Source organism: Paraburkholderia sp. EG304 (genome assembly GCF_046543485.1).
GTDB lineage: Bacteria > Pseudomonadota > Gammaproteobacteria > Burkholderiales > Burkholderiaceae > Paraburkholderia > Paraburkholderia youngii.
This window is the reverse complement of the sequence record NZ_JBKGUA010000033.1, coordinates 1-20576: the sequence shown is the minus strand read 5'-3', so window position 1 is coordinate 20576 and position 20576 is coordinate 1. Positions and strand designations below refer to the sequence as shown.

Genomic DNA, 20576 nt, shown 5'->3' with positions numbered 1-20576 from the left:
TAGCTCCGGCGTTCTAAACGCGTGAAATACGACAACCTCAATGATTAGCGATTTCGTGAAATGTCGGTAGCCGGTTCCTTGCTATCATTTTTGTGATCTTGCGCTGACAGTGGACCGGCAATACAGGTACGGCGGCGCTTCTCCTTCCATACGGCACCTCCTTCGAAGGGATGTGATGGCACGAATTCCCAAGCTCACGACGACGCTCGCCTACGACCGCTATATGGCCGGCCAGCGACTCGTGTCGAGCGTGGATCGCGAGTGGCGGCATCTGGTGCTGCGCTCGTATCTCGAGCCGGTGCGGCAAGACCTGCTCGAAGCGCCCGGTTTGCGCGACTTCACGCTGATGACGCTCGCGAGCGGCGCCGAGCATCTCGAACGCAACCTCGGCGGAGCTTGGGAAAGCGCCGATATGCGCGTGAACGACCTGTGGTTCGTGCCGCCCACGCCGATCTCGTGGCGCTGGCATTCGATCAGCGACGAGCCGTTGTCTACCTTGCACGTGCACATCGAGCGCGATCTGATCGACAGCGTCGCGCAACAGATGGGACTCGACACGTCGCGTGAACTGTCGCTCGGCGACGCAATGCGCTTCAACGATCCGCTGATCGCCGCGATGCTTGCCGCACTGCATCGCGCCGCCCGCGATCCCGCCGATTCGCGTCTGTATGTCGATACGCTGGTTCACGCGCTCGCCGCGCACCTGCTGCAGCACTATTCGGGCGGCGACGGCGCGCGGCGCCACAACGCGACGGAACCGGAACGGCTGGTGCCGCGCCGCATCCGCCGGGTGACGGACTACATCCGCGCCAATCTCGCCGAAGACCTGGCGATCGCCGAACTGGCCGAGCAGGCCGGCCTAAGCAGTTTTCATTTTGCCCGGGTGTTTCGCCGCGAGACCGGGGAGACGCCGCATCAGTTCGTCACGCGCTTACGGCTCGAGGAAGCGGCGAGGCTGCTGCGCGCCACGGATCGAACCGTGCTGCAAATCGCGCTCGAAGTCGGCTTCGAGAATGCCAGTCACTTCTCGGTGCAATTCAAGCGTGGCTATGGCGCGACGCCACTCGCCTACCGGCTGCGCGGTTGAGATGGACGAGCCGTGACGGCTCGTCTTTTCTCCAGTCGGAATCACGCACCTGCGCAGTGTGCGTTGCATTGCGCGGCTTGCAAACTACGAACATTCGTGGCGGCGCGCACCGCAAGCTGGCATGGCACGTCGCGCAAGGCTTTGCGGCTCGGCCCGCCACCCGCGATCGTATGTGGTCTAACTGGACTGACCGGGACGCGGACAACTGTACCTGTCGAAGCCTTGCATCGGACGACAGAATCGAAGCGCCTTTCAATTTCACACACCGGATAACGCGCCATGACCCGACTCAAGATGACCGCCTGCGGCCACACCTTCATCGCCGAAACGCATCCCGATGCGCCGCAGACCGTGGCCGCGTTCCTGAAACTGCTGCCGTACCGGCAGAAGCTGATCCACGTGCGCTGGAGCGGCGAGGGCTGCTGGGTGCCGCTCGGTGAATTCAAGCTCGAGAACGACGGCGTCGCGGTCGGCTTCGAGAATCACACGAGCCATCCATCGGTCGGCGACATTCTGTTCTATCCGGGCGGCTATAGCGAGACCGAGATCATCCTCGCCTATGGCTCGTGCTGCTTCGCGAGCAAGCTGGGGCAGCTCGCTGGCAATCATTTTCTGACGATCGTCGAAGGCAAGGAGAAACTGCGCGAACTCGGCACCAAGGTGCTGTGGGAAGGCGCGCAGGAGGTGGTGTTCGAGAGGCTTTGAGCGGCCGCACTTCCTTGCTGGGCATAAGCGATGCTTGGTTGAAGAGCCGCGTGCGGTCAGATACCGACCGCGCACGTCAGGCACGCGGCACTGTCTGGCCCGCCCGGCGAGGAGGAGCAAATGCGAGGCATAAATGACAAGGTCTGCGCTGTAGTTTTTGCCATGTCGATCGTGCTGCTGTCCGCTTGCGGCGGGGGCGGTAGCGGCAGCGGCGGATCGAGTACTGGCAGCAGCACGGCGACCGAGCCCGCCGGCGGCGTCAAGCTGCAGGTGGTGTCGTTCGGCGACAGCCTGTCGGACGTCGGGACTTATGCGCCGCTCGCGAGTGCGGTGGGCGGCGGGCGTTTCACGACCAATCCCGGCCAGGTATGGGCCCAGAACGTCGCGCAATACTACGGCGATACGCTGAGCGCCGCGTTCACGATCGATTTCACGCACAAGCTGAGTGCGCAGAACGGCCTCGGTTATGCGGAAGGCGGCTCGACCGTGGCGACACCGGCGAACCAGTACGACTACCTGAGCGACGTCATCGGCAACATCGAAATGCCCGTCAATCAGCAACTGTCGAGCTATCTGGGCGCTCACGGTAGCTTCAACGCCAATCAGCTCGTGCTCGTGTGGGCGGGCTCGAACGATGTGCTGCGCGCCGGCAACCTGCCCGCCGCCGCGCCGGTCGTGCAGGCGGCGGCCACCACGCTCGCCCAGCTCGTCGGGCAGATCGTGCAGAACGGCGGCGTGCATGTGGTGGTGATCAATGTGCCGAATATCGGGCTGTCGCCGAAGGGGCTCGCTTCGCCCGATGGTGGCGCGAACCTCACGCAGTTGTCGCAGCTATTCAACGCTACGTTGAATACCGCGCTGCAAACCGATGGGCTGCAATCGAAGGTGATCGAGGTCGATTCGTACACGTGGACGAATCAGGTGATCGGAAACTTTCAGGCGAACGGTTTTACCGTGTCGAATACGGGGCAGGCCTGCGACCCGAAGAAAACGCCCGATGACACCTCGCTGCTATGCTCGCCGGCGACCTATGTGAGCGCCAATGCGGATCAGACTTACATGTTCGCCGATGATCTGCATCCGACCACGCATATGCATGCATTGTTTGCGCAGTTCGTCGAGCAGCAAATCGCGCATAGCGGGTTGGGGCGGTGAGAGGGGCATCGCGGCGTGGCCTGTTTTCGGCACCCCGTCCCTCAACCGGGCCGGGGTGCGCACCACATCACATCCTTACTTGAACAACTTCGTCGCCTGCGTCAGCGTATTGATCACTCCCCACGCAAGCGGAATCATCACATACAGCCAGAACACCGCGAGCATCACCTTGTTGGTCGGATGTACAGTTTGAACGGTCGACATACGGATCTCCTCACGCGCCCTTGGCGACTTGTGCATCGGTCATGTGGTGCTTCTCATCCACACGCTTGACCAGCAGGTTGCAGATAAAGCCGATCACGAGCAGCACGGCCATGATGTGTACGGTCATCGTGTACGCGTCCGCTTTCGCCACGCCGTTCGCGACTTCATACGCGCGGATGTAGTTGACGAGCACCGGACCCGCGACGCCGGCCGCGGCCCACGCGGTCAACAGACGTCCATGAATGCCGCCGACGAACGTCGTGCCGAACATGTCGGCGAGATAGGCCGGCACCGTCGAGAAGCCGCCGCCGTACATCGACAGGATGATGCAGTACGTCAGCACGAACAGCGCGATCTGTCCGTTCGCGGCGAAGCTCGGCACGAGGTAGTAGAGCACCGCGCCGAGCGCGAAGAAGATGTAGTAGGTGTTCTTGCGGCCGATCCAGTCCGACGCCGACGCCCACACGAAACGGCCGCCCATGTTGAACAGCGACAGGAGCCCGACGAAGCCGGCCGCCGCAGCGGCTGTCACCGAGTTCTTGAAGCTCTCCTGGATCATCACCGAGGCCTGGCCGAGAATGCCGATGCCAGCCGTCACGTTCAGGAACAGCACGAGCCAGATCAGATAGAACTGCGGTGTCTTCAGCGCCTGGTCGATATGCACGTGATTGCTCGTGATCAGTCGGTGCTGCGTCGCCGCGGGCGGCGTCCAGCCGGCCGGCTTCCAGCCCGGCGGCGGCACGCGGATCGCGAGCGCGCCGATCGTCATCGAGATGAAATAGACGATGCCGAGCACGATGAAGGTCTCCGCGACGCCAATGCTCGTCGCGCTTTGAAAGTGCTTCATCAGCGCGACCGACAACGGCGCCGCGATCATCGCGCCGCCGCCGAAGCCCATGATCGCCATGCCGGTCGCCATGCCGCGGCGGTCCGGAAACCAGCGGATCAGCGTCGACACCGGCGACACATAACCGAGCCCCAGCCCGATCCCGCCGATCACGCCGTAGCCCAGATACAGCAGCACGATCTGATGCAGGTACACACCGAGCGCGGACACGAGGAAGCCGCCGCCGAAACAGCAAGCGGCCGTGAACATCGTGCGGCGCGGACCGACGTGTTCGAGCCATTTGCCGGCGAACGCCGCCGACAAACCGAGGAACACGATCGCAAGCGAAAAGATCCAGCCCAAGGCGGTCAGCGACCAGTCATCGGGCGTGGACTGCGTGATGCCGATCACCTTGGTCAGCGGTCCGTTGAAGACCGAGAACGCGTAGGCCTGGCCGATGCACAGATGCACGGCAAGCGCGGCCGGAGGCACCATCCAGCGCGAGAAACCGGGCTGCGCGATGGTGGCCTGTTTCGAAAAGAATGGGGCTGAACCTTGTTGGCTGCCCGGCTCGCTGATGCTACTCATAAGTGGGTCTCCTTACAGTTGTTCTGTTTATCGGCGTTTCGTGCGTTTACCTGAGGCGGCGGAGTGTAACTTGTGCAGACCGTCTCGTCATCGCTATATGTACTTTTATTTCATATGGCTCGTCCCAAGCACCCGAAAATCATGCCTGGGTCGACAATAGGACGCGGACGATGGCTTCGCAATATGAAGCGCGCGGACATAAGGTGTGATCCTGGTCACACGCGGGGATTCTTCAGGCGACTCTGCAAATCGTGGGACGCGCCGAGCTGGTCGCGCCAACTTTCCGATTAGAGGCACTATGCAAACCCGGCAATAAACGAGCCGCGCCCGTCGCGCGGCAAAAAGAAAAACGGGCCGGCGCGGCTTCTTTGCCGCGTCGGCCCGTCGTGTATCGACGTCGAGTTTTCCGGTATCAATCGATCTTGCGGCCGGTCTTCATGCGCGCTGCAACGAGTACCGAAATCAGACAGCCGATTGCCAGATATGCGGCCACCGGATGCCACGAGCCGCCCGCGAAGCTGACCAGCGCTACCGCGATGAACGGCGTGAAGCCGCCGCCGACCACGCTCGCCACCTGATAGCCGACACCCGCGCCGCTATAGCGGTACTCGGTGCCGAACAGCTCGGTGAACATCGGCTGCTGCACGCTGACGACCATGTCGTGTGCGATGTTGGCGAGCATCACCGCGAACACGACGATCCATACGGTCGAACGCGCTTCGAGCGCGAGGAAGAACGGCACCGCGCTGAACACGCCGACCAGCGCGCCGATCATATAGATGCGACGGCGGCCGAAGCGATCCGCGAGCCACGCGAAGCAGGGGATCGTCACACAGCTGAGCGCCCCGACGACGAAGCCGATCGTCAGGAAGAATTCGCGCGGCATGTGCAGGTTCGTCGTCGAGTAGCTCAGCGCGAACGCGGTCACGATGTACATCGTGAACAGCTCGGCGAGCCGCAGCGCGATGATCAGCAGGAAGGCCTTCGGATGGCGCAGCAGCGCTTCGACGATCGGCAGGCGCACGCGGCGCTCGCCATGCTTGCCGACCTTCTCGACGAACTCCTGCGACTCCTCCATGCTCGAGCGGATCCACAACGCGATCAGCACCAGCACGACACTGAACAGGAACGGCAGACGCCAGCCCCAGCTGAGGAACGCGGCGTTGTCCATCGAGCGGCTGATCAGCGCGACGAGACCCGTCGACAGCACGAGCCCGACGCCGTAGCCGACCTGCACGCCGCTGCTGTAAAAGGCTTTCTTTTTCTCGGGCGCGCTCTCGACCGCCATCAGCGCCGCGCCGCCCCATTCGCCGCCGACCGCGAAGCCTTGGACCGCGCGCAGCGTGACGAGCAGCACCGGCGCGAGCCAACCGATCGTCGAAAACGCCGGCAGCAGACCGATCGCGGCCGTCGACAGACCCATCATCATCACGGTGAGCACCAGCATCCGCTTGCGTCCGAGCCGGTCGCCGTAGTGGCCGAACACGAAGCCGCCGAGCGGGCGGAACAGGAAACCGACGCCGAAGGTCGCGAACGCGGCGAGCGTGCCCATCGCCGGGCCGACGTTCGGGAAGAACTCGGCGTTGAACACGAGCGCGGCGACGATGCCGTACAGCAGGAAGTCGTACCAGTCGACCACGGCGCCGACAAAGCTGCCGAGTGCGGCCTTGCGAGCCTGATTGCGCGCTTTGCGGTGAGTGGCCACTGCGGCCTGCGGGTGGGTGGTGCTCATCGAGTCTCCTTCAACGTGACATGGGCTTGAGTCGATCGCGCCGCGCCGGTAAGGCATTCGACGCGATCGCTCCGCGGCAGGACGTCCGGAAGGTTAATGACGCGCCCCGGAATTCACAATCCGCGCAATGGTGAAAGTGCGCGATCATCGCACGGGGCTGCGCGAATAGCGCGCGTTTTGCGTGTTTACACCAAGCGCCAACGAGACAATCGCGGGCAATGATGTGGGCGAACCATGAAGCCCTGTGGCGTGCTAACGTGGGGCATCTTAAAAACAACAGACGTTGATATACTACATACCGAATATTGAAAAATGCGGCGTTGCAGCATATGATTGAGGAATCATCTTTCTCAATCGTTCGGAGTTGCACGTGGAATTCGTACCTCTCGCGCTGTTCGCCGTTGCTGTCGTAGGGTTGGGCTGTGCCGCCACCGTTTTGCTGACCGACTGGATTCCCGACTCGATCGGAGCGCTTGCATCGCAACATGGCCGCTTCGTGGGGCTCGGCGAGCAGCGCGGCAAAGCGGCGGCGCCGAATCGCGCGCGTGTTCAAGCAGAGGCGATGAATGTCGTCAGAACTTCCAACTGAAACAGTGGCCACCCCGTTGACCCTGTCGTTGCAGCCCATCGGCGCTAGCGCGAGCTTGCGCGATCAGGCGTATGCGATGCTGCGTCAGGCAATCGCCGACGCGGATATCTACCAGAATCGCGAAGAAATCCGTCTCGACGAGCGCGTGCTCAGCGAATCGCTCGGCGTGAGCCGCACGCCGGTGCGCGAGGCGATGACGCTGCTCGAGCAGGAGGGCTTCCTGCGCATGGTGCCGCGGCGCGGCATCTACATCGTGCGCAAGAGCAAGCGCGAAATCGTCGAGATGATCCAGATGTGGGCCGCGCTCGAAAGCATGGCCGCGCGCCTCGCCACGCTGCATGCGACCGACGAGGAAATCGGCCGCCTGCGCCATATGTTCGACAATTTCCGCGATACGACGCCGGCCGAGCATATCGCCGAGTATTCGGATGCGAACATCGCGTTTCATCAGGCGATCGTCGAGCTGTCGAAGTCGCAGATCATTCTCGACACGATCAAGAACATCTTCATCCACGTGCGCGCGATCCGGCGCATGACCATCTCGCAGAGCGACCGGGCCGCGCGCTCGATCGTCGATCATCTGCGCATCATCGAGGCGCTGGAGAAGCGCGATACCGAACTCGCGGAGCGGCTCACGCGTCAGCATTCGCTCGATCTCGCGGCGTTCGTCGAAGCCAATTGCGATTTTCTCGATTGATGGCGGCGTAGGCCCCTGATTGCCTGCTGACTTCGAAAAGCCCGCGGTGTGCAAGCACCGCGGGCTTTTTGCGTTCGCGCTTCGAGCGAGCACCCCGCTGCGGGATAAACCGTGCTTGACGGCCTGAAAAATATGGTATGTGATATATCAACAGTGACAGCCGCCATTCGCGACTCAGTGTTTTCCCTTGAAACAACCGCCGCAAAGCCTTGCAGATTCAGCGCAAAGCTACGGCTGACAGGCTTGAGCAGTAAGAACCTCGCGCCGTTTCTGTCTCGAAATTGGGCTTGAACGAATGTGATATATCACATACGGTATCTTCGAAGCCGTGAGACGTCGGTGCAGCCGGACGTATATCGAAGCGGACGCGTCCGTCGATAACCGTTGCACATCCGATAGATGAGGAGATGACCATGTCTGCAGTTGTTTCATCCCTGAGTCCGGCCACGGCCACCACGACCGCCGACGACACGCTCAAGCAGAAGACCCGCGACGCGGGCGTCGTGTCGGGCGGCCATCTGGTTGCGAAGGCGCTGAAAAACGAGGGGATCGACACGATCTTCACGCTGTGCGGCGGCCACATCATCGATATCTACGACGGCTGCGTCGACGAAGACATCCGCATCATCGACGTGCGCCACGAGCAGGTCGCCGCGCATGCGGCCGACGGCTACGCGCGTCAGACCGGCAAGCTCGGCTGCGTGGTGACCACCGCCGGCCCCGGCTGCACGAATGCGGTGACCGGCATCGCCACCGCGTTCCGCTCGGAAAGCCCGATCCTGCATATCGGCGGGCAGGGCGCGCTGACCCAGCACAAGATGGGTTCGCTGCAGGACCTGCCGCACGTCGACATCATGGCGCCGATCACGAAGTTCGCCGCGAGCATATCGAGCACCGAGCGCGTCGCAGACATGATCTCGATGGCCGCGCGCGAATGCTTCAACGGCGCGCCCGGTCCCGCCTACCTGGAAATTCCGCGCGACGTGCTCGACCGCGAAGTCGACGCGACGCGTGCGATCGTGCCGCGGCCGGGCCACTATCGCGCGTCGACCAAATCGATCGGAGACCCGCACGACATCGAGAAGCTCGCCGACATTCTCGTCAATGCCGAACGCCCCGCGATCCTGTACGGCCAGCAGGTGTGGACCGCGCGCGGGCACGACGAAGCGATCGCGCTGCTGCGCGGCATCGAGATTCCCGGCTATTTCAACGGCGCGAGCCGCGGACTGCTGCCGCCGGGCGATCCGCATCACTTCGATCGCACGCGTTCGCAGGCGTTTGCGAATGCCGACGTGCTGATCGTGGTCGGCACGCCGTTCGATTTCCGCATGGGCTACGGCCGACGCATCAGCAAGGAATTGACGCTGGTGCAGATCGATATGGACTACCGAACCGTCGGCAAGAATCGCGATATCGATCTGGGCCTCGTCGGCGATCCGGGCGCGATTCTCGCTGCGGTGCTGCAAGCCGCGAGCGGTCGTATCAAGGACGACAAGCGTCAGGCGCGCCGCAAATGGATGGCGCAATTGCGCGACGCCGAAGCGACCGCGACCGAAAAACTGCTGCCGCTGTTCCGCTCGAATAGCACGCCGATTCATCCGTATCGCGTCGCGTACGAACTCAACGAATTCCTGTCCGACGACACCATCTATATCGGCGACGGCGGTGACGTCGTGACGATCTCCGCGCAAGCGGTGCGCCCGCGCCGACCGGGGCAGTGGATGGACCCCGGCGCGCTCGGCTCGCTCGGCGTCGGCACCGGCTTCGCGCTCGCGGCGAAGCTCGCGCATCCGCACAAGGAAGTGCTCTGCTATTACGGCGACGGCTCGTTCGGCATGACCGCGTTCGACATGGAAACCGCGAACCGCTTCGGTGCGCCGTATCTCGCGGTGGTCGGCAACAACTCGGCGATGAACCAGATCCGCTACGGCCAGCTTGCCAAATACGGCGAGGAACGCGGCAACGTCGGCAATCTGCTCGGAGACGTGCCGTTCAGCAAATTCGCCGAAATGCTCGGCGGCTATGGCGAGGAAGTGCGCGATCCCGCGCAGATCGCGAGCGCGCTGCAGCGTGCGCGCGAAGCGATTCATCGCACCGGCCGCTCGGCGGTGGTCAACATCTGGGTCGACCCGCGCGAATACGCACCGGGCACGAAGAACCAGACCATGTACAAATAACCTTCATCGTTCAGGAGATACGACATGGCCAAGGCACTCGACGGTGTGCGCATCCTCGATTTCACACATGTGCAATCGGGGCCGACCTGCACGCAATTGCTCGCATGGTTCGGCGCGGACGTGATCAAGGTGGAACGGGCAGGCGCGGGCGACATCACGCGCGAGCAACTGCGTGATATTCCCGACGTGGATAGCCTGTACTTCACGATGCTCAATCACAACAAGCGCTCGGTCACGATCGACACCAAGCATCCGGAAGGCAAGCAGGTGCTCGAAGCGCTGATCCAGAAATGCGATGTACTGGTCGAAAACTTCGCACCGGGCGCACTGGACCGGATGGGCTTCACGCGGGAGCGGATTCAGGAATTGAATCCGCGCATGATCGTCGCGTCGGTGAAGGGCTTCGGTCCCGGTCCGTACGAGGACTGCAAAGTCTATGAGAACGTCGCGCAATGCGCGGGCGGCGCGGCGTCGACCACCGGCTTCGACGACGGCCCGCCGGTCGTGACCGGCGCGCAGATCGGCGATAGCGGCACGGGGCTGCATCTCGCGCTCGGCATCGTCACCGCGCTCTATCAACGCACGCATACCGGACGCGGCCAGCGCGTGCTCGCCGCGATGCAGGATGGCGTGCTCAATCTGTGCCGCGTCAAATTGCGCGACCAGCAGCGGCTCGACCGCACCGGCGTGATGAAAGAGTATCCGCAATATCCGAACGGCACGTTCGGCGACGCGGTCCCGCGCGCGGGCAATGCGTCGGGCGGCGGGCAGCCGGGCTGGATTCTGAAGTGCAAGGGATGGGAGACGGACCCCAACGCGTATATCTACTTCATCACCCAGGCGCCCGTGTGGGCGAAGATCTGCAACGTGATCGGCAAGGAAGAGTGGGCCACGGACCCCGACTACGCGACGGCACCCGCGCGCCTGCCGCGACTGAAAGAGATCTTCGCCGAAATCGAACGATGGACGATGACGAAGACCAAGTTCGAGGCGATGCAGATCCTGAACAAATACGACATTCCGTGCGGCCCGATCCTGTCGATGAAGGAAATTGCCGAGGAGCCGTCGCTGCGCAAAACCGGCACGATCGTCGAAGTCGATCATCCGCAGCGCGGCAAGTATCTAACCGTCGGCAATCCGATCAAGCTGTCCGACAGCCCGACCGACGTCAAACGCTCGCCGCTGCTTGGCGAACATACCGACGAAGTGATGGCCGAACTCGGCTACTCGGCCGAGCAGATCACGGCGCTGCGCACGGCTGGCGCGATCTAGGAGCGAGGCATGCAGACGTGGATGCGGTTCATGTCGGGCGACGGCGGCATCGTGTTCGGCCGTGTCGAAGGCGCCTACCTGCACGAGTACGAAAGTCTCGCGCAGCCGGTGCCGACCGGCGCGGTTCTGTCGCTGCGCGCACTGGCGCCGCTGGCGCCGTGCGCGCCGGGCAAGATCGTCGCGCTGTGGAATAACTATCACGCGCTCGCGGCGAAGCTCGACAAACCCGTGCCTACCCATCCGCTGTTTCTGATGAAGCCGGCGGCGTCGGTGATCGGCGCGGGCGAGCCGATCCGCCGGCCGCGGCATTACGCGGGCAAGATCGTCTACGAGGGCGAACTCGGTATCGTGATCGGTCAGCGTTGCCGCGATCTGGATGTGCAGCAGGCGGAGGCGGCGATTTTCGGCTACACGCTCGTCAACGACGTCACCGCCGCTGATCTGCTCAACGAAAATCCGCATTTTCCGCAGTGGTGCCGCGCGAAAAGCTTCGATACGTTCTGTTGTCTGGGTCCGGCCATCGTCTCCGGTTTCGACTGGCGGGCGGCGCGTCTGCTGACGACGCTCGACGGCCTCGAGCGTCAGAACTATCCGCTCGCCGATATGGTGTTTTCGCCGGCCGAGCAGGTGAGTCTGATTTCGCAGGATCTGACGCTCGAACCCGGCGACGTGATCGCGTGCGGCACTTCGGTGGGCGTGGGCTCGATCAAGGACGGCGCAACGGTGTCGATCACGATCGACGGGATCGGCACGCTGAGCAATACCTTGAGCGCGGCGCCGCGCGACGAGCCACGGCGATTGGGCGATACCGCGAACGTCGGTTGACGAGAGCAGGGACCTCGGGGCTGTTGCCTTGTCGTCGCATCACGGAGGATCACGCATGCCGCAAGCCTGTGGGAGTGCCGTGTTGATGGATCTGTTGCTGCTGCTTGCGGTGGCCGTCGCGATGGCGCTGGTCACCGTGCTGACGGTGGCGGTGACCGCGCTCACGCGACGACGCTTCGGCGCGCGTTCGGCGCATCGGCACACATGTGTGCGCGAACCAGATCCGACACACAGGGCCCGGATGCTTGCATTGCTCGGCTGCGGCATCGGTTTGGCGGTCGCGTCGGTAGGCTTTATGGGTGACCTGTTGGCTGCGGCGCGCGAGAGCACCGAACGCATCGAACTATTTTCAGCCGTACTGATCGGCGCGCTGATCTTCGCGACCTGTGCGATCGCGTTCTTCAAACTGCGCGGCGTATTGCAACTCGAGGCGGTCGCGCTGCCGGGCCATCACGTCGTCAATCTGTTTGCGCTGCTGTTATGCGGCTGGCTCGGTTACAGCTTCGTCACCGAACAGGCCCAGCCATTCGGACTCGCGGCATTGCTCGCGACGGGCGCGCTGGCGGTGGCGATGGGCGTGCACCTGATGCTGAGCCGCGAGTACTCGGCCGAACCCGTTCACGCGGCGCATCACGACAGTTGCGCTCCGCGCATGCGTGCGTTCGCCGCGCGCAGCGATGGCCTGGCGATCGGCAAACCGGGCCTGCTCGCGAACCTCGAGTGGCACGGTGGGGAAGAGCAGACGTGGGCGCTTCGCGATGACGCGCCGGCGATGATGCGCTTGAGCGCCTGTGCAGAGCGTCGGGATGGGCGTGACGGTAGACGAAGCAATGGACGGCAGCGCGACGGTTCACGCAAATGTACGCACAAGCGGCCGGTTCATTTCACCACGCGCCGCTAATCGACGATGCATACGCCGCTGACAAACCTGATTGCCAATAGCGACGACGGCGGGATGATGATCCCGCCGCCCGGGTCTTCTTCAATACTTCTATTCACCAACTGCAGCGGCGAATTCGCTGTAGTACTGCATCTTCCTGTGCAGAATGAGTTGCGCGAGAAAGTCGGCATCGTACGCGCGATGCAGATGGCTGTGATAGCGCTCGATATAAGCGGTGATTCGCGCCAACTCGCCATTGAACTCTTTCAGCATGTCGAGCGTCGCACGGTCCCAGCGAAACCGCAGGCCGAGATCGCTGAACGCGGCATTGTAGGCGCTCAGATGCGCATCCTCGGAATGGTCTTCGCGATCCGCCGCCGCTGTGCGAGCGTTGCGTGTACTGATACGGGATTCAACAGGAGCGTGGTTCATGATCGGCCTCCTCGGCTCGCAAGTGAGAGAACTCGCTTGCAGCATAGAAGTCGCGATCGATTTGCAATAGTTAAAGTTTTATTGGCTTTCCATAGCTTACGGCTTATGCACGCTCAGTTCCTTTACGCGCGTGATCTTTTCGATCAGATTGGCGCCTTCCTCCATCAGAAAGCGTTTGAAGGCGACGGCCACCGGCGGCAGACGTTTGTTCTTCCGATGCACGACGTACCAATTGAGCATGACCGGAAAGCTCTCGACGTCGAGCACGACCAGATGACCCAATTGCAATTCGAGGCTGATCGTATGGGCGGACAGAAACGCGATGCCCATTCCGGCAATGACCGCCTGCTTGATCGTCTCCGTGCTCTTGATCTCCATTGCGATCTTCAGATTGGACAGACGGCCGGCAAAACCCTCTTCCATCGAATTCCACGTATCCGAGCCGCGTTCGCGCACGATGAACGCTTCGTTCGCGAGTTGACTGAAGCGGATATTGCGCTTGTGCGCAAGCGGATGAGTGGGCGCCGCGACGATCACGTACGGATGCGGCGCGAACGGTTCATTGGTCGCGTCGGTTTCGTGCGGCGGACGCACCATCACCGCGAGGTCCGTCTGATTGGTCGCCAACTGATGCAGCAGTTCTTCGCGGTTGTGCACCGCGAGATTCAGATCGACACCGGAATAGCGACGCGTGAATTCGGCGAGAAGGCGCGGAAAGAAATAGTCGCCGGCGCTGATCACGGCGACATTCAGCTTGCCGCCGGAGACGCCCTTCAACTGACTCATCGCTTCGTCGACTTCATGGAACTGCTGCATGATCGCGCGGCTGTAGTGGAGCATTTCGGTACCGGCCGGCGTCAGATAGATCTTTTTGCCGAGTTGCTCGAACAGAGGCAGCCCCGCATGTTCTTCGAGTTGCCGGACCTGGGTGGAAACGGCCGGCTGAGTCAGATGCAATTCCTCCGCGGCGCGCGAAAAGCTCAGGTGGCGCGCCACCGTTTCAAAGACCTTCAGTTGCCGCAGCGTTGCATTGCGCATCGTCATGGTCGATGTATAAGGAAACGTGAATCGACATAATAACAAACTTTAATTATGAGTAATTCAGCAATGACCCTAGCATGAAACCTATAAGAAGCCGAATAGCCACTGAAATACGCGGGTTAACGCATAGATATGTGGTGTGGCGGACTCAATAGCGGGGAATAAGCTGTAATGCTTACCGGCCGAAGCTAGGTTCTGGTCGGAATAAAGCAAGAACTATCATCGAAAAACGGGTTCGGGGGATTTGCGGAAAAGCATAAAAGCATCGACTTCGAGATTTCCCGAATAGCGAAGTTCTCGGGCCATAACGATAAGGCGGGACACATCCAGCGCGGCGCGTAAGCCGGCTGCACTAAATAAATAGTGGAGACAAGGCTCATGAACAATATCACCCAGCAATCGACAACCGGTATGTCATGGCGCAACCGATGGTCGCAATTGGTCATCGGCATGATATGCATGGCGCTGGTGGCGAATCTGCAATATGCGTGGACGTTATTCGTGGCTCCTATGCATGCGCGGCATCACTGGAGCGAGGCGTCGATCCAGCTCGCGTTCTCGATCTTCATTCTGACCGAGACGTGGCTCGTGCCGTTCGAGGGCTGGCTGGTGGATCGATTCGGGCCACGCCCGGTGGTGGCAGGCGGCGCGATATGCGCGGGTTTGTCCTGGATTCTCAATTCGTATGCGACGACGCTCGGCATGTTGTATTTCGCCGCGGTGATTGGCGGGATAGGCGCGGGCGGTGTGTACGGAACATGTGTCGGCAATGCGCTGAAGTGGTTTCCCGACCGGCGCGGTCTAGCCGCGGGTTTGACGGCCGCGGGCTTTGGCGCGGGCGCGGCGCTGACGGTGATTCCGATTGCAAACATGATTACGAGCCGCGGCTATGAAGCGACGTTCCTGTTCTTCGGCATCGTGCAAGGCGTCAGCATTCTGCTGCTCGCGATGCTCCTGACGCGGCCGATCTTGCGTCAGGCAGGGATACGCAAGAGCCGCTTCGCGGTGTCGAAAGTCGATTTCACGTCGCGCCAGATGATCAAAACGCCAGTGTTCTGGGTGATCTACGCGTCATTCGTCGCGGTCGCGGCGGGTGGTTTGATGGCGACCGCACAGATCGGCCCGATCGCGAAAGACTGGGGCTTAGCGCGCATTCCGATGTCGGTCTTCGGCGCTACGTTGCCGCTGCTGACTCTCACGCTGTCGATCGACAATATCTTCAACGGCTTGACGCGTCCGCTGTGCGGCTTCATCTCCGACAAGATCGGCCGTGAAAACACGATGTTCGTGATCTTCATCGGCGAGGGACTCGCGTTGCTCGGCATGATGCAGTTCGGCAGCAATCCGTATGCCTTCATGGTCTTTGCCGCGCTGATCTTCCTGTTCTGGGGCGAGATCTTCTCGATCTTCCCGGCGACTTGCGCGGATACGTTCGGCAGCAAGTATGCGGCCGCCAATGCAGGCACGTTGTACACCGCGAAGGGCACGGCCTCGTTGCTGGTGCCGATCGCGTCGGTGCTCGCGGCGACGGGCGGCTGGAACCTCGTCTTCATCGTTTCTGCCGTCATCACGATCGCAGCCGGTATTTCCGCGAAGTTCATCCTCGAGCCGATGCGCACGCGCTGGATCGAATCGCATGATGAACCTCAGGGCGCGCTGGCCGTCGCGGGCCATGGCAATGGCAATGCGTCGAGAATGAGTCACTGGCCGGAACAGTCCGGCGAATAAGCTGAGCGTCGCGCGCCCGGAACCGACGCCATGAATGTTTCGTTGCAGCAGCTCAAGGTATTCGTCGCGGTCGCGCGCGAGCGCAGTTTCACGCGCGCGGCGCGCGAGTTCGATCTGACGCAGTCGGCCATCAGCCGTTGTGTGCGTGAGCTGGAAGACGCGGTCCAATTGAAGCTATTCGATCGCACGACACGCCAGGTTGAACTGACGAATGCGGGTGCGAGTCTCGAGAGAAGAATCGGCCGGCTGCTCGACGAAATCGAATTGACGCTGCTCGAAGAGCGCGCTGCTTACGACGGACAGACGGGCGTCGTGTTATTCGCGAGTAATCCGGTGTTGTCGTCGGGCTGGGTGCCGCGGGCTTTGGCGCAGTGCGCGTCGGTTTATCCCGAGCTGGTCGTGTCGGTGAAGGATCAGCCTCAATGCAGCGTACTGGCCAGTGTCGAGCAGGGCGAGGTGGATTTCGGCGCTCTCTGTGTGACTGCACCCGTCGATAATCCACTATTACATGCTCAGGTACTTTTCACTACGCCATTGCATGCGGTGCTTCCGTCGGTGCATCCGCTAGCCCAGCACGACAGCATCGGATGGCACGCGTTGCGCGAATGTCCGTTGATCACGCTGAATGGCGATACCGGCGTGCGCGCTGCGCTCGAACCGGTACTCGCCGCGAACGAATTGAAGCGCCGGCCGATGCAGGAACTCGGACACGTTGCGGCAGTAGTGCGCATGGTCGAATTGGGACTGGGTGTCGGCGTATTGCCTGTCGATGCGTATTGGCCATCGCCGGGGGCTTCATTGGTGAGTCGTCCGCTGATCCCCGAAGCGACATTGACGACGGTACTCGTGCACCGCAGAAACCGCTCGCTTCGTCCCAATGCGGCTGCTGCGTGGGCACAGTTCGTCGCATCGACGACCGGTCATGCGCGGATCGCCGACGAAATGCCTGCCGCAGCCGCTGCCGCAACGCAAAGCTTCAGCTGGCAGTCCGTGCGGCAAAGCCTGTTGCCAGAACCTTAGATAGGGGCCGACCGACAAGCTCGCGCAATGCGCGGGATTCGATCGATGCGCCGCCAGTCAGCCATATAACGTCCTACTCAAGGAGCTTCATGATGGATATCCAGTCCGACCTCAGGCAACATGATCTGTTGATCGACGGCAAGCGCATGCCGCCAGGCACCGGCGAATATTCCGTCGATATCAACCCCGCGACCGAGGAGCCGATCGCGCTGGTCGCGCAAGGCAGCGCCGCCGACGTCGATGCCGCGGTGCGCGCGGCGCGCAGCGCATTGAAGGTATGGAATTCGATCCGCGCCGCCGAACGCGGCCGCATCCTGCAACGGCTTGCGGGTCTGATGCGCGAGAACATGGAAGAACTCACCTCGCTCGAAAGTCTCGACTGCGGCAAGCCGATTGCCGCGGTGATGCGTCAGGACGTGCCCGCCGCGATCGATACCGTCGAATACTACGCAGGCTGGTGCGACAAGATCAACGGCCAGGTGGTGCCGACGCGTCCCGATGCATTGACCTACACACTGCGCGAACCGGTCGGCGTGGTCGCCGCAATCGTGCCGTGGAATTTTCCATTGATGATCGGCATGTGGAAGATCGCGCCCGCGCTCGCATGCGGTTGCACGCTGATCGTCAAGCCCGCCGAGATCACGCCGCTCACCGCGTTGCGCGTCGGCGAGCTGGCGCTCGAAGCCGGTGTGCCGCCGGGCGTGCTCAATATCGTCACCGGCAAGGGCAGTGTGGTGGGCGACGCGCTGGTGACGCATCCCGGTATCGACAAGGTCACGTTCACCGGTTCGCCTTCGGTCGGCCGAGGCATCCTGCAGGGCGCGGCGGGCAACTTCAAACGCGTGACGCTGGAACTCGGCGGCAAGTCGGCCAACGTGATCTTTGCGGATACGAATCTCGACAATGCGGTGCGCGCCGCGGCGTCGGGCGTCTTCTTCAACACGGGGCAAGTGTGCTCCGCTGGGTCGCGGATACTCGCGCATCGTGACGTGTACGACGAAGTGGTCGAGCGTCTGGCAACGCGCGCGAAGTCGATCAAGGTCGGCGATCCGTCGCTACGCGAAACGTCGATGGGACCGCTGATTTCGGCCGCTCAGATGAAGACCGTATTGAGCTATGTCGACACAGGTCGCTCGGAAGGCGCGTCGCTCGTGACGGGTGGCGCGCGCGTCGGCAATCGCGGCTTTTTCGTCGAGCCTACCGTGTTCGCGAATGTCGAGCACGAGATGCGCATTTCGCAGGAAGAAATCTTCGGGCCCGTGGCAAGCGTGATCCGGTTCGAAGACGAAGCGGACGCGATCCGCATCGCCAATGGCACATCGTATAGTCTCGCGGCCGGCGTATGGAGCGCTGACCTGAGCCGCGTGCATCGTGTGGCGCGCGACCTGAAGGCGGGCACGGTGTGGATCAATACCTACGGCTATACGGATGTGCGTTTGCCGTGGGGTGGTGCTGGCGACTCGGGCTTCGGTCGCGAGCATGGCGATGTCGCGATCGAGAACTTCACTGAACTGAAAGCGGTATGGGTGGCGATCGATCAATAGCGGCTAATGTGAAAAAGGATCGGATGCATGGCATCCGATCCTTTCTGTCGTGTTGCAAGGAGAAAAATGAGCTTAACGAGTACCTGGTCAATTACCTTGTAATGCCATCTTCTCGCGCAATTTGATCAGCGCGAGCACGACGTCGATGGTGGGTGTCGGTTCGGCAACGAGTCGGCCCATTTCCTGCACGACGGTCAGCAAAGGATCGATTTCCATCGGCCGGCGGTTCTCGAGATCGACGAGTGTCGATGTCTTATGCGCACCGACCGCGCCCGCGCCATCAATACGCCTTTCCACATCGACACGAAAGTGCACGCCGAACTGTTCCGCGATTCGCTTCGCTTCGAGCATCATCGTGCGTGAAACCGCGCGCGTGCCCGGGTCGCTCGTGAGGACATCGAGCGTTGCATGCGTCAATGCGCTAATCGGGTTGAAGCACAGATTGCCCCACAGCTTGAGCCAGATTTCGTCGCGAATGTTGTCGCGAATCGGCGCTTCGAAGCCGGCTGCCTGCATGATCTCGTGCAATTGCTGAATGCGCGGGGTGCGTTCGCCACTCGGTTCGCCGATCGGGAACTTCTTGCCGTACACGTGCTTGATCACACCCGGTTCGACGATTTCCGCGGCCGGATAGAGTACGCAGCCGATCGCGCGCTCGGGTCCGAGCTTGGTCCATTGCGAACCGTCGGGGTCGACGCTCGCGAGGCGGGTACCGGCAAAGCGTCCGCCATGCTGATAGAAGTACCAATAGGGGATGCCGTTGACGCCGGTAACGATCGCTGTGTGCTTGCCGAGCAGTGGCTGCATCAAATCGACCACGCCGGGCAGCGAATGCGCCTTCAGCGTGACGATGACGACGTCCTGGACGCCGAGTTCGCTTGGGTCTGAAGTACAGCGCACCGGCGCGCTGAATGTTTCGCCATCCATGATCAGGCGCGCGCCGTGTTCACGCATGGCCGCCAGATGCGGGCCGCGCGCAATGAAGCTGACGTCCGCGCCGGCGCGCGCCAATTGCACGCCCATTAAACCGCCAATCGCTCCCGCTCCGAAGATGCAGATCTTCATGATGTCGCTCCGTGACGATGAAAAAGCCGTTCGCCCAATGCCGCATTGCACCACTTCGCGGCCGGTCACGGTTCGAGCATAAGGGGGAGCAACGAAAGCTGATAGTTAAAGTTTTTCCGCCGATGTATTAGCTATTCGTTATGAAAAGGCCCCGCCTCACGCGCGCCGAACCAGCAGAAAACTCACGCCGATCGCCGCGAGAAAGCCGCCGCAGCAGCGATTGAACCAGCGGCGGATCTTCGCGCGCATCAGCCATTTGCCGAGATACATGCCGGCCCAGGAATACAAGGCGATCGCGACCCATTCGAGTATCAGAAAGCTCGCACCGAGCGCGGCGAATTGCGGCAGGATCGGCTGCGCGACGTCGACGAATTGCGGCAGAAACGCGGTGAAAACCAGAATTGCCTTCGGATTGCCGGCCGCCACGAAGAATTCGTGCCGTGCAATGCGCGTGAGCGCGGCTTCCTGGGGTTGCGAGGTGTCGATGGCGGGCGCGTCGCTGCGCCACAGTTGGATCGCGAGCCAGATCAGATACGCGGCGCCCGCGAGTTTGATCGTCAGAAAGATCCACTCGGACGCATGCAGCACGACGGCGAGACCGGTCGCGGCGAGCGCGAGCATCATCGCGAAGGCGAGCAGCCGGCCGCTGCCGCCGACGAATGCCTTGATGAAGCCATGCCGTGCGGCGACGTTGACCGAAAGCAGGTTATTGGGCCCGGGTGCGAGGTTGATGGCAAAGCAGGCGGGCAAGAAGAATAGCCAGGCGGTAAGGGACATGACGGCTGCATTCCGAATAGATCATGATGCATTGCGCGGAGGATCGCGCGCGATGCGTTACCGGGATTGTAGCGAAACCACGCCGCGCCTCCGCCGGCCGAGTGTTTAGGCAGTATGACTTTCCGTGATGTGGTGGCTGGCCCGCCGTGAGAAACCAGACGCGGGTTAGCATTGCTGCCAGAGCCGCATGGTGTGCACGAGGGCGACACCCGGCGATTTCCAGCACGGAGGC

Annotated in this window: 19 protein-coding genes; 12 read left to right on the top strand and 7 right to left on the bottom strand. The window is 62.0% G+C overall.

All coding sequences use genetic code 11. From position 1 onward, the window contains the following. The first annotated feature begins 175 nt into the window (after positions 1 to 175). The 3 genes from ACLFKU_RS29820 (at position 176) to ACLFKU_RS29810 (ending at position 2947) form a co-directional block, all read left to right on the top strand. Positions 176 to 1087, top strand: coding sequence for a helix-turn-helix domain-containing protein (locus tag ACLFKU_RS29820; protein WP_410851484.1), 912 nt, complete (start codon positions 176 to 178; stop codon positions 1085 to 1087). Positions 1088 to 1366: 279 nt separating this feature from the next. Then, on the top strand, positions 1367 to 1792 hold the full coding sequence (locus ACLFKU_RS29815) for a DUF3830 family protein (RefSeq protein ID WP_410851483.1): 426 nt from the start codon (positions 1367 to 1369) through the stop codon (positions 1790 to 1792). 120 nt (positions 1793 to 1912) lie between these two features. Beyond that, positions 1913 to 2947, top strand: a complete 1035-nt coding sequence (locus ACLFKU_RS29810; protein WP_368584647.1) for an SGNH/GDSL hydrolase family protein — start codon at positions 1913 to 1915, stop codon at positions 2945 to 2947. 75 nt (positions 2948 to 3022) lie between these two features. Here the strand turns inward: ACLFKU_RS29810 and ACLFKU_RS29805 are convergent, their stop codons facing one another. The 3 genes from ACLFKU_RS29805 to shiA all read right to left on the bottom strand — a co-directional run bounded on the left by ACLFKU_RS29805 (position 3023) and on the right by shiA (position 6297). After that, positions 3023 to 3151: a hypothetical protein gene (locus ACLFKU_RS29805; protein WP_018437177.1), complete on the bottom strand. Its 129-nt coding sequence runs from the start codon at positions 3149 to 3151 to the stop codon at positions 3023 to 3025. A gap of 10 nt (positions 3152 to 3161) precedes the next feature. Further along, positions 3162 to 4565 carry an OFA family MFS transporter gene (locus ACLFKU_RS29800; RefSeq protein ID WP_410851482.1) on the bottom strand — a complete coding sequence of 468 codons (1404 nt, stop codon included), beginning with the start codon at positions 4563 to 4565 and terminating at the stop codon, positions 3162 to 3164. A gap of 412 nt (positions 4566 to 4977) precedes the next feature. Next, entirely contained in the window at positions 4978 to 6297 is a 1320-nt protein-coding gene (shiA, locus tag ACLFKU_RS29795) for a shikimate transporter (protein WP_410851481.1), read from the bottom strand. 370 nt (positions 6298 to 6667) lie between these two features. Here shiA and ACLFKU_RS29790 point away from each other — a divergent pair, with 370 nt between their 5' ends. The 6 genes from ACLFKU_RS29790 to ACLFKU_RS29765 all read left to right on the top strand — a co-directional run bounded on the left by ACLFKU_RS29790 (position 6668) and on the right by ACLFKU_RS29765 (position 12758). Continuing rightward, complete coding sequence (locus ACLFKU_RS29790; RefSeq protein ID WP_410851480.1) at positions 6668 to 6886, top strand: hypothetical protein; 219 nt, start codon at positions 6668 to 6670, stop codon at positions 6884 to 6886. Continuing rightward, positions 6864 to 7583 carry a GntR family transcriptional regulator gene (locus tag ACLFKU_RS29785; protein WP_013091210.1) on the top strand — a complete coding sequence of 240 codons (720 nt, stop codon included), beginning with the start codon at positions 6864 to 6866 and terminating at the stop codon, positions 7581 to 7583. The genes ACLFKU_RS29790 and ACLFKU_RS29785 overlap by 23 nt, the downstream gene beginning before the upstream one ends. A gap of 413 nt (positions 7584 to 7996) precedes the next feature. Beyond that, positions 7997 to 9760, top strand: a complete 1764-nt coding sequence (locus ACLFKU_RS29780) for a thiamine pyrophosphate-binding protein (protein WP_410851479.1) — start codon at positions 7997 to 7999, stop codon at positions 9758 to 9760. Positions 9761 to 9784: 24 nt separating this feature from the next. After that, entirely contained in the window at positions 9785 to 11032 is a 1248-nt protein-coding gene (gene frc, locus ACLFKU_RS29775) for a formyl-CoA transferase (RefSeq protein WP_410851478.1), read from the top strand. 9 nt (positions 11033 to 11041) lie between these two features. After that, positions 11042 to 11857 (top strand): fumarylacetoacetate hydrolase family protein, encoded by an 816-nt coding sequence (locus tag ACLFKU_RS29770; protein WP_410851477.1) that lies wholly within the window; start codon positions 11042 to 11044, stop codon positions 11855 to 11857. A 55-nt stretch (positions 11858 to 11912) separates the two neighbouring features. Continuing rightward, on the top strand, positions 11913 to 12758 hold the full coding sequence (locus ACLFKU_RS29765) for an NAD(P)(+) transhydrogenase (Re/Si-specific) subunit beta (protein WP_410851476.1): 846 nt from the start codon (positions 11913 to 11915) through the stop codon (positions 12756 to 12758). A 90-nt stretch (positions 12759 to 12848) separates the two neighbouring features. Here ACLFKU_RS29765 and ACLFKU_RS29760 read toward each other — a convergent pair whose 3' ends face one another. Continuing rightward, on the bottom strand, positions 12849 to 13169 hold the full coding sequence (locus ACLFKU_RS29760; protein ID WP_368584654.1) for a hypothetical protein: 321 nt from the start codon (positions 13167 to 13169) through the stop codon (positions 12849 to 12851). 96 nt (positions 13170 to 13265) lie between these two features. Further along, the gene (locus ACLFKU_RS29755) at positions 13266 to 14213 is read right to left on the bottom strand and encodes a LysR family transcriptional regulator (RefSeq protein ID WP_176107657.1); all 948 of its coding nucleotides are present in this window, start codon (positions 14211 to 14213) and stop codon (positions 13266 to 13268) included. 375 nt (positions 14214 to 14588) lie between these two features. Between ACLFKU_RS29755 and oxlT the strand changes: the two genes are divergently transcribed. The 3 genes from oxlT (at position 14589) to ACLFKU_RS29740 (ending at position 18502) form a co-directional block, all read left to right on the top strand. Continuing rightward, complete coding sequence (oxlT, locus tag ACLFKU_RS29750; RefSeq protein ID WP_410851475.1) at positions 14589 to 15938, top strand: oxalate/formate MFS antiporter; 1350 nt, start codon at positions 14589 to 14591, stop codon at positions 15936 to 15938. Between the two features lie 30 nt (positions 15939 to 15968). Continuing rightward, entirely contained in the window at positions 15969 to 16958 is a 990-nt protein-coding gene (locus ACLFKU_RS29745; protein WP_410851474.1) for a LysR family transcriptional regulator, read from the top strand. A 92-nt stretch (positions 16959 to 17050) separates the two neighbouring features. Continuing rightward, positions 17051 to 18502, top strand: a complete 1452-nt coding sequence (locus tag ACLFKU_RS29740) for an aldehyde dehydrogenase family protein (RefSeq protein ID WP_410851473.1) — start codon at positions 17051 to 17053, stop codon at positions 18500 to 18502. A gap of 87 nt (positions 18503 to 18589) precedes the next feature. Here ACLFKU_RS29740 and ACLFKU_RS29735 read toward each other — a convergent pair whose 3' ends face one another. Together ACLFKU_RS29735 and ACLFKU_RS29730 are read right to left on the bottom strand one after the other, a co-directional pair. After that, positions 18590 to 19567 carry a 2-dehydropantoate 2-reductase gene (locus ACLFKU_RS29735; protein WP_410851472.1) on the bottom strand — a complete coding sequence of 326 codons (978 nt, stop codon included), beginning with the start codon at positions 19565 to 19567 and terminating at the stop codon, positions 18590 to 18592. Between the two features lie 156 nt (positions 19568 to 19723). Beyond that, entirely contained in the window at positions 19724 to 20344 is a 621-nt protein-coding gene (locus tag ACLFKU_RS29730; RefSeq protein ID WP_410851471.1) for a LysE family translocator, read from the bottom strand. Positions 20345 to 20576: the final 232 nt, after the last annotated feature.

What these genes read in the sequence shown, in the direction of transcription:
- ACLFKU_RS29780 (WP_410851479.1), top strand. Translation starts at nt 7,997, where the DNA reads ATGTCTGCAGTTGTTTCATCCCTGAGTCCGGCCACGGCCACCACGACC.
- ACLFKU_RS29745 (WP_410851474.1), top strand. Translation starts at nt 15,969, where the DNA reads ATGAATGTTTCGTTGCAGCAGCTCAAGGTATTCGTCGCGGTCGCGCGC.
- ACLFKU_RS29815 (WP_410851483.1), top strand. Translation starts at nt 1,367, where the DNA reads ATGACCCGACTCAAGATGACCGCCTGCGGCCACACCTTCATCGCCGAA.
- ACLFKU_RS29760 (WP_368584654.1), bottom strand. Translation starts at nt 13,169, where the DNA reads ATGAACCACGCTCCTGTTGAATCCCGTATCAGTACACGCAACGCTCGC.
- ACLFKU_RS29805 (WP_018437177.1), bottom strand. Translation starts at nt 3,151, where the DNA reads ATGTCGACCGTTCAAACTGTACATCCGACCAACAAGGTGATGCTCGCG.
- ACLFKU_RS29735 (WP_410851472.1), bottom strand. Translation starts at nt 19,567, where the DNA reads ATGAAGATCTGCATCTTCGGAGCGGGAGCGATTGGCGGTTTAATGGGC.
- shiA (WP_410851481.1), bottom strand. Translation starts at nt 6,297, where the DNA reads ATGAGCACCACCCACCCGCAGGCCGCAGTGGCCACTCACCGCAAAGCG.
- oxlT (WP_410851475.1), top strand. Translation starts at nt 14,589, where the DNA reads ATGAACAATATCACCCAGCAATCGACAACCGGTATGTCATGGCGCAAC.
- ACLFKU_RS29820 (WP_410851484.1), top strand. Translation starts at nt 176, where the DNA reads ATGGCACGAATTCCCAAGCTCACGACGACGCTCGCCTACGACCGCTAT.
- ACLFKU_RS29770 (WP_410851477.1), top strand. Translation starts at nt 11,042, where the DNA reads ATGCAGACGTGGATGCGGTTCATGTCGGGCGACGGCGGCATCGTGTTC.
- ACLFKU_RS29740 (WP_410851473.1), top strand. Translation starts at nt 17,051, where the DNA reads ATGGATATCCAGTCCGACCTCAGGCAACATGATCTGTTGATCGACGGC.
- ACLFKU_RS29755 (WP_176107657.1), bottom strand. Translation starts at nt 14,213, where the DNA reads ATGACGATGCGCAATGCAACGCTGCGGCAACTGAAGGTCTTTGAAACG.
- ACLFKU_RS29785 (WP_013091210.1), top strand. Translation starts at nt 6,864, where the DNA reads ATGTCGTCAGAACTTCCAACTGAAACAGTGGCCACCCCGTTGACCCTG.
- frc (WP_410851478.1), top strand. Translation starts at nt 9,785, where the DNA reads ATGGCCAAGGCACTCGACGGTGTGCGCATCCTCGATTTCACACATGTG.
- ACLFKU_RS29730 (WP_410851471.1), bottom strand. Translation starts at nt 20,344, where the DNA reads ATGTCCCTTACCGCCTGGCTATTCTTCTTGCCCGCCTGCTTTGCCATC.
- ACLFKU_RS29800 (WP_410851482.1), bottom strand. Translation starts at nt 4,565, where the DNA reads ATGAGTAGCATCAGCGAGCCGGGCAGCCAACAAGGTTCAGCCCCATTC.
- ACLFKU_RS29765 (WP_410851476.1), top strand. Translation starts at nt 11,913, where the DNA reads ATGCCGCAAGCCTGTGGGAGTGCCGTGTTGATGGATCTGTTGCTGCTG.
- ACLFKU_RS29810 (WP_368584647.1), top strand. Translation starts at nt 1,913, where the DNA reads ATGCGAGGCATAAATGACAAGGTCTGCGCTGTAGTTTTTGCCATGTCG.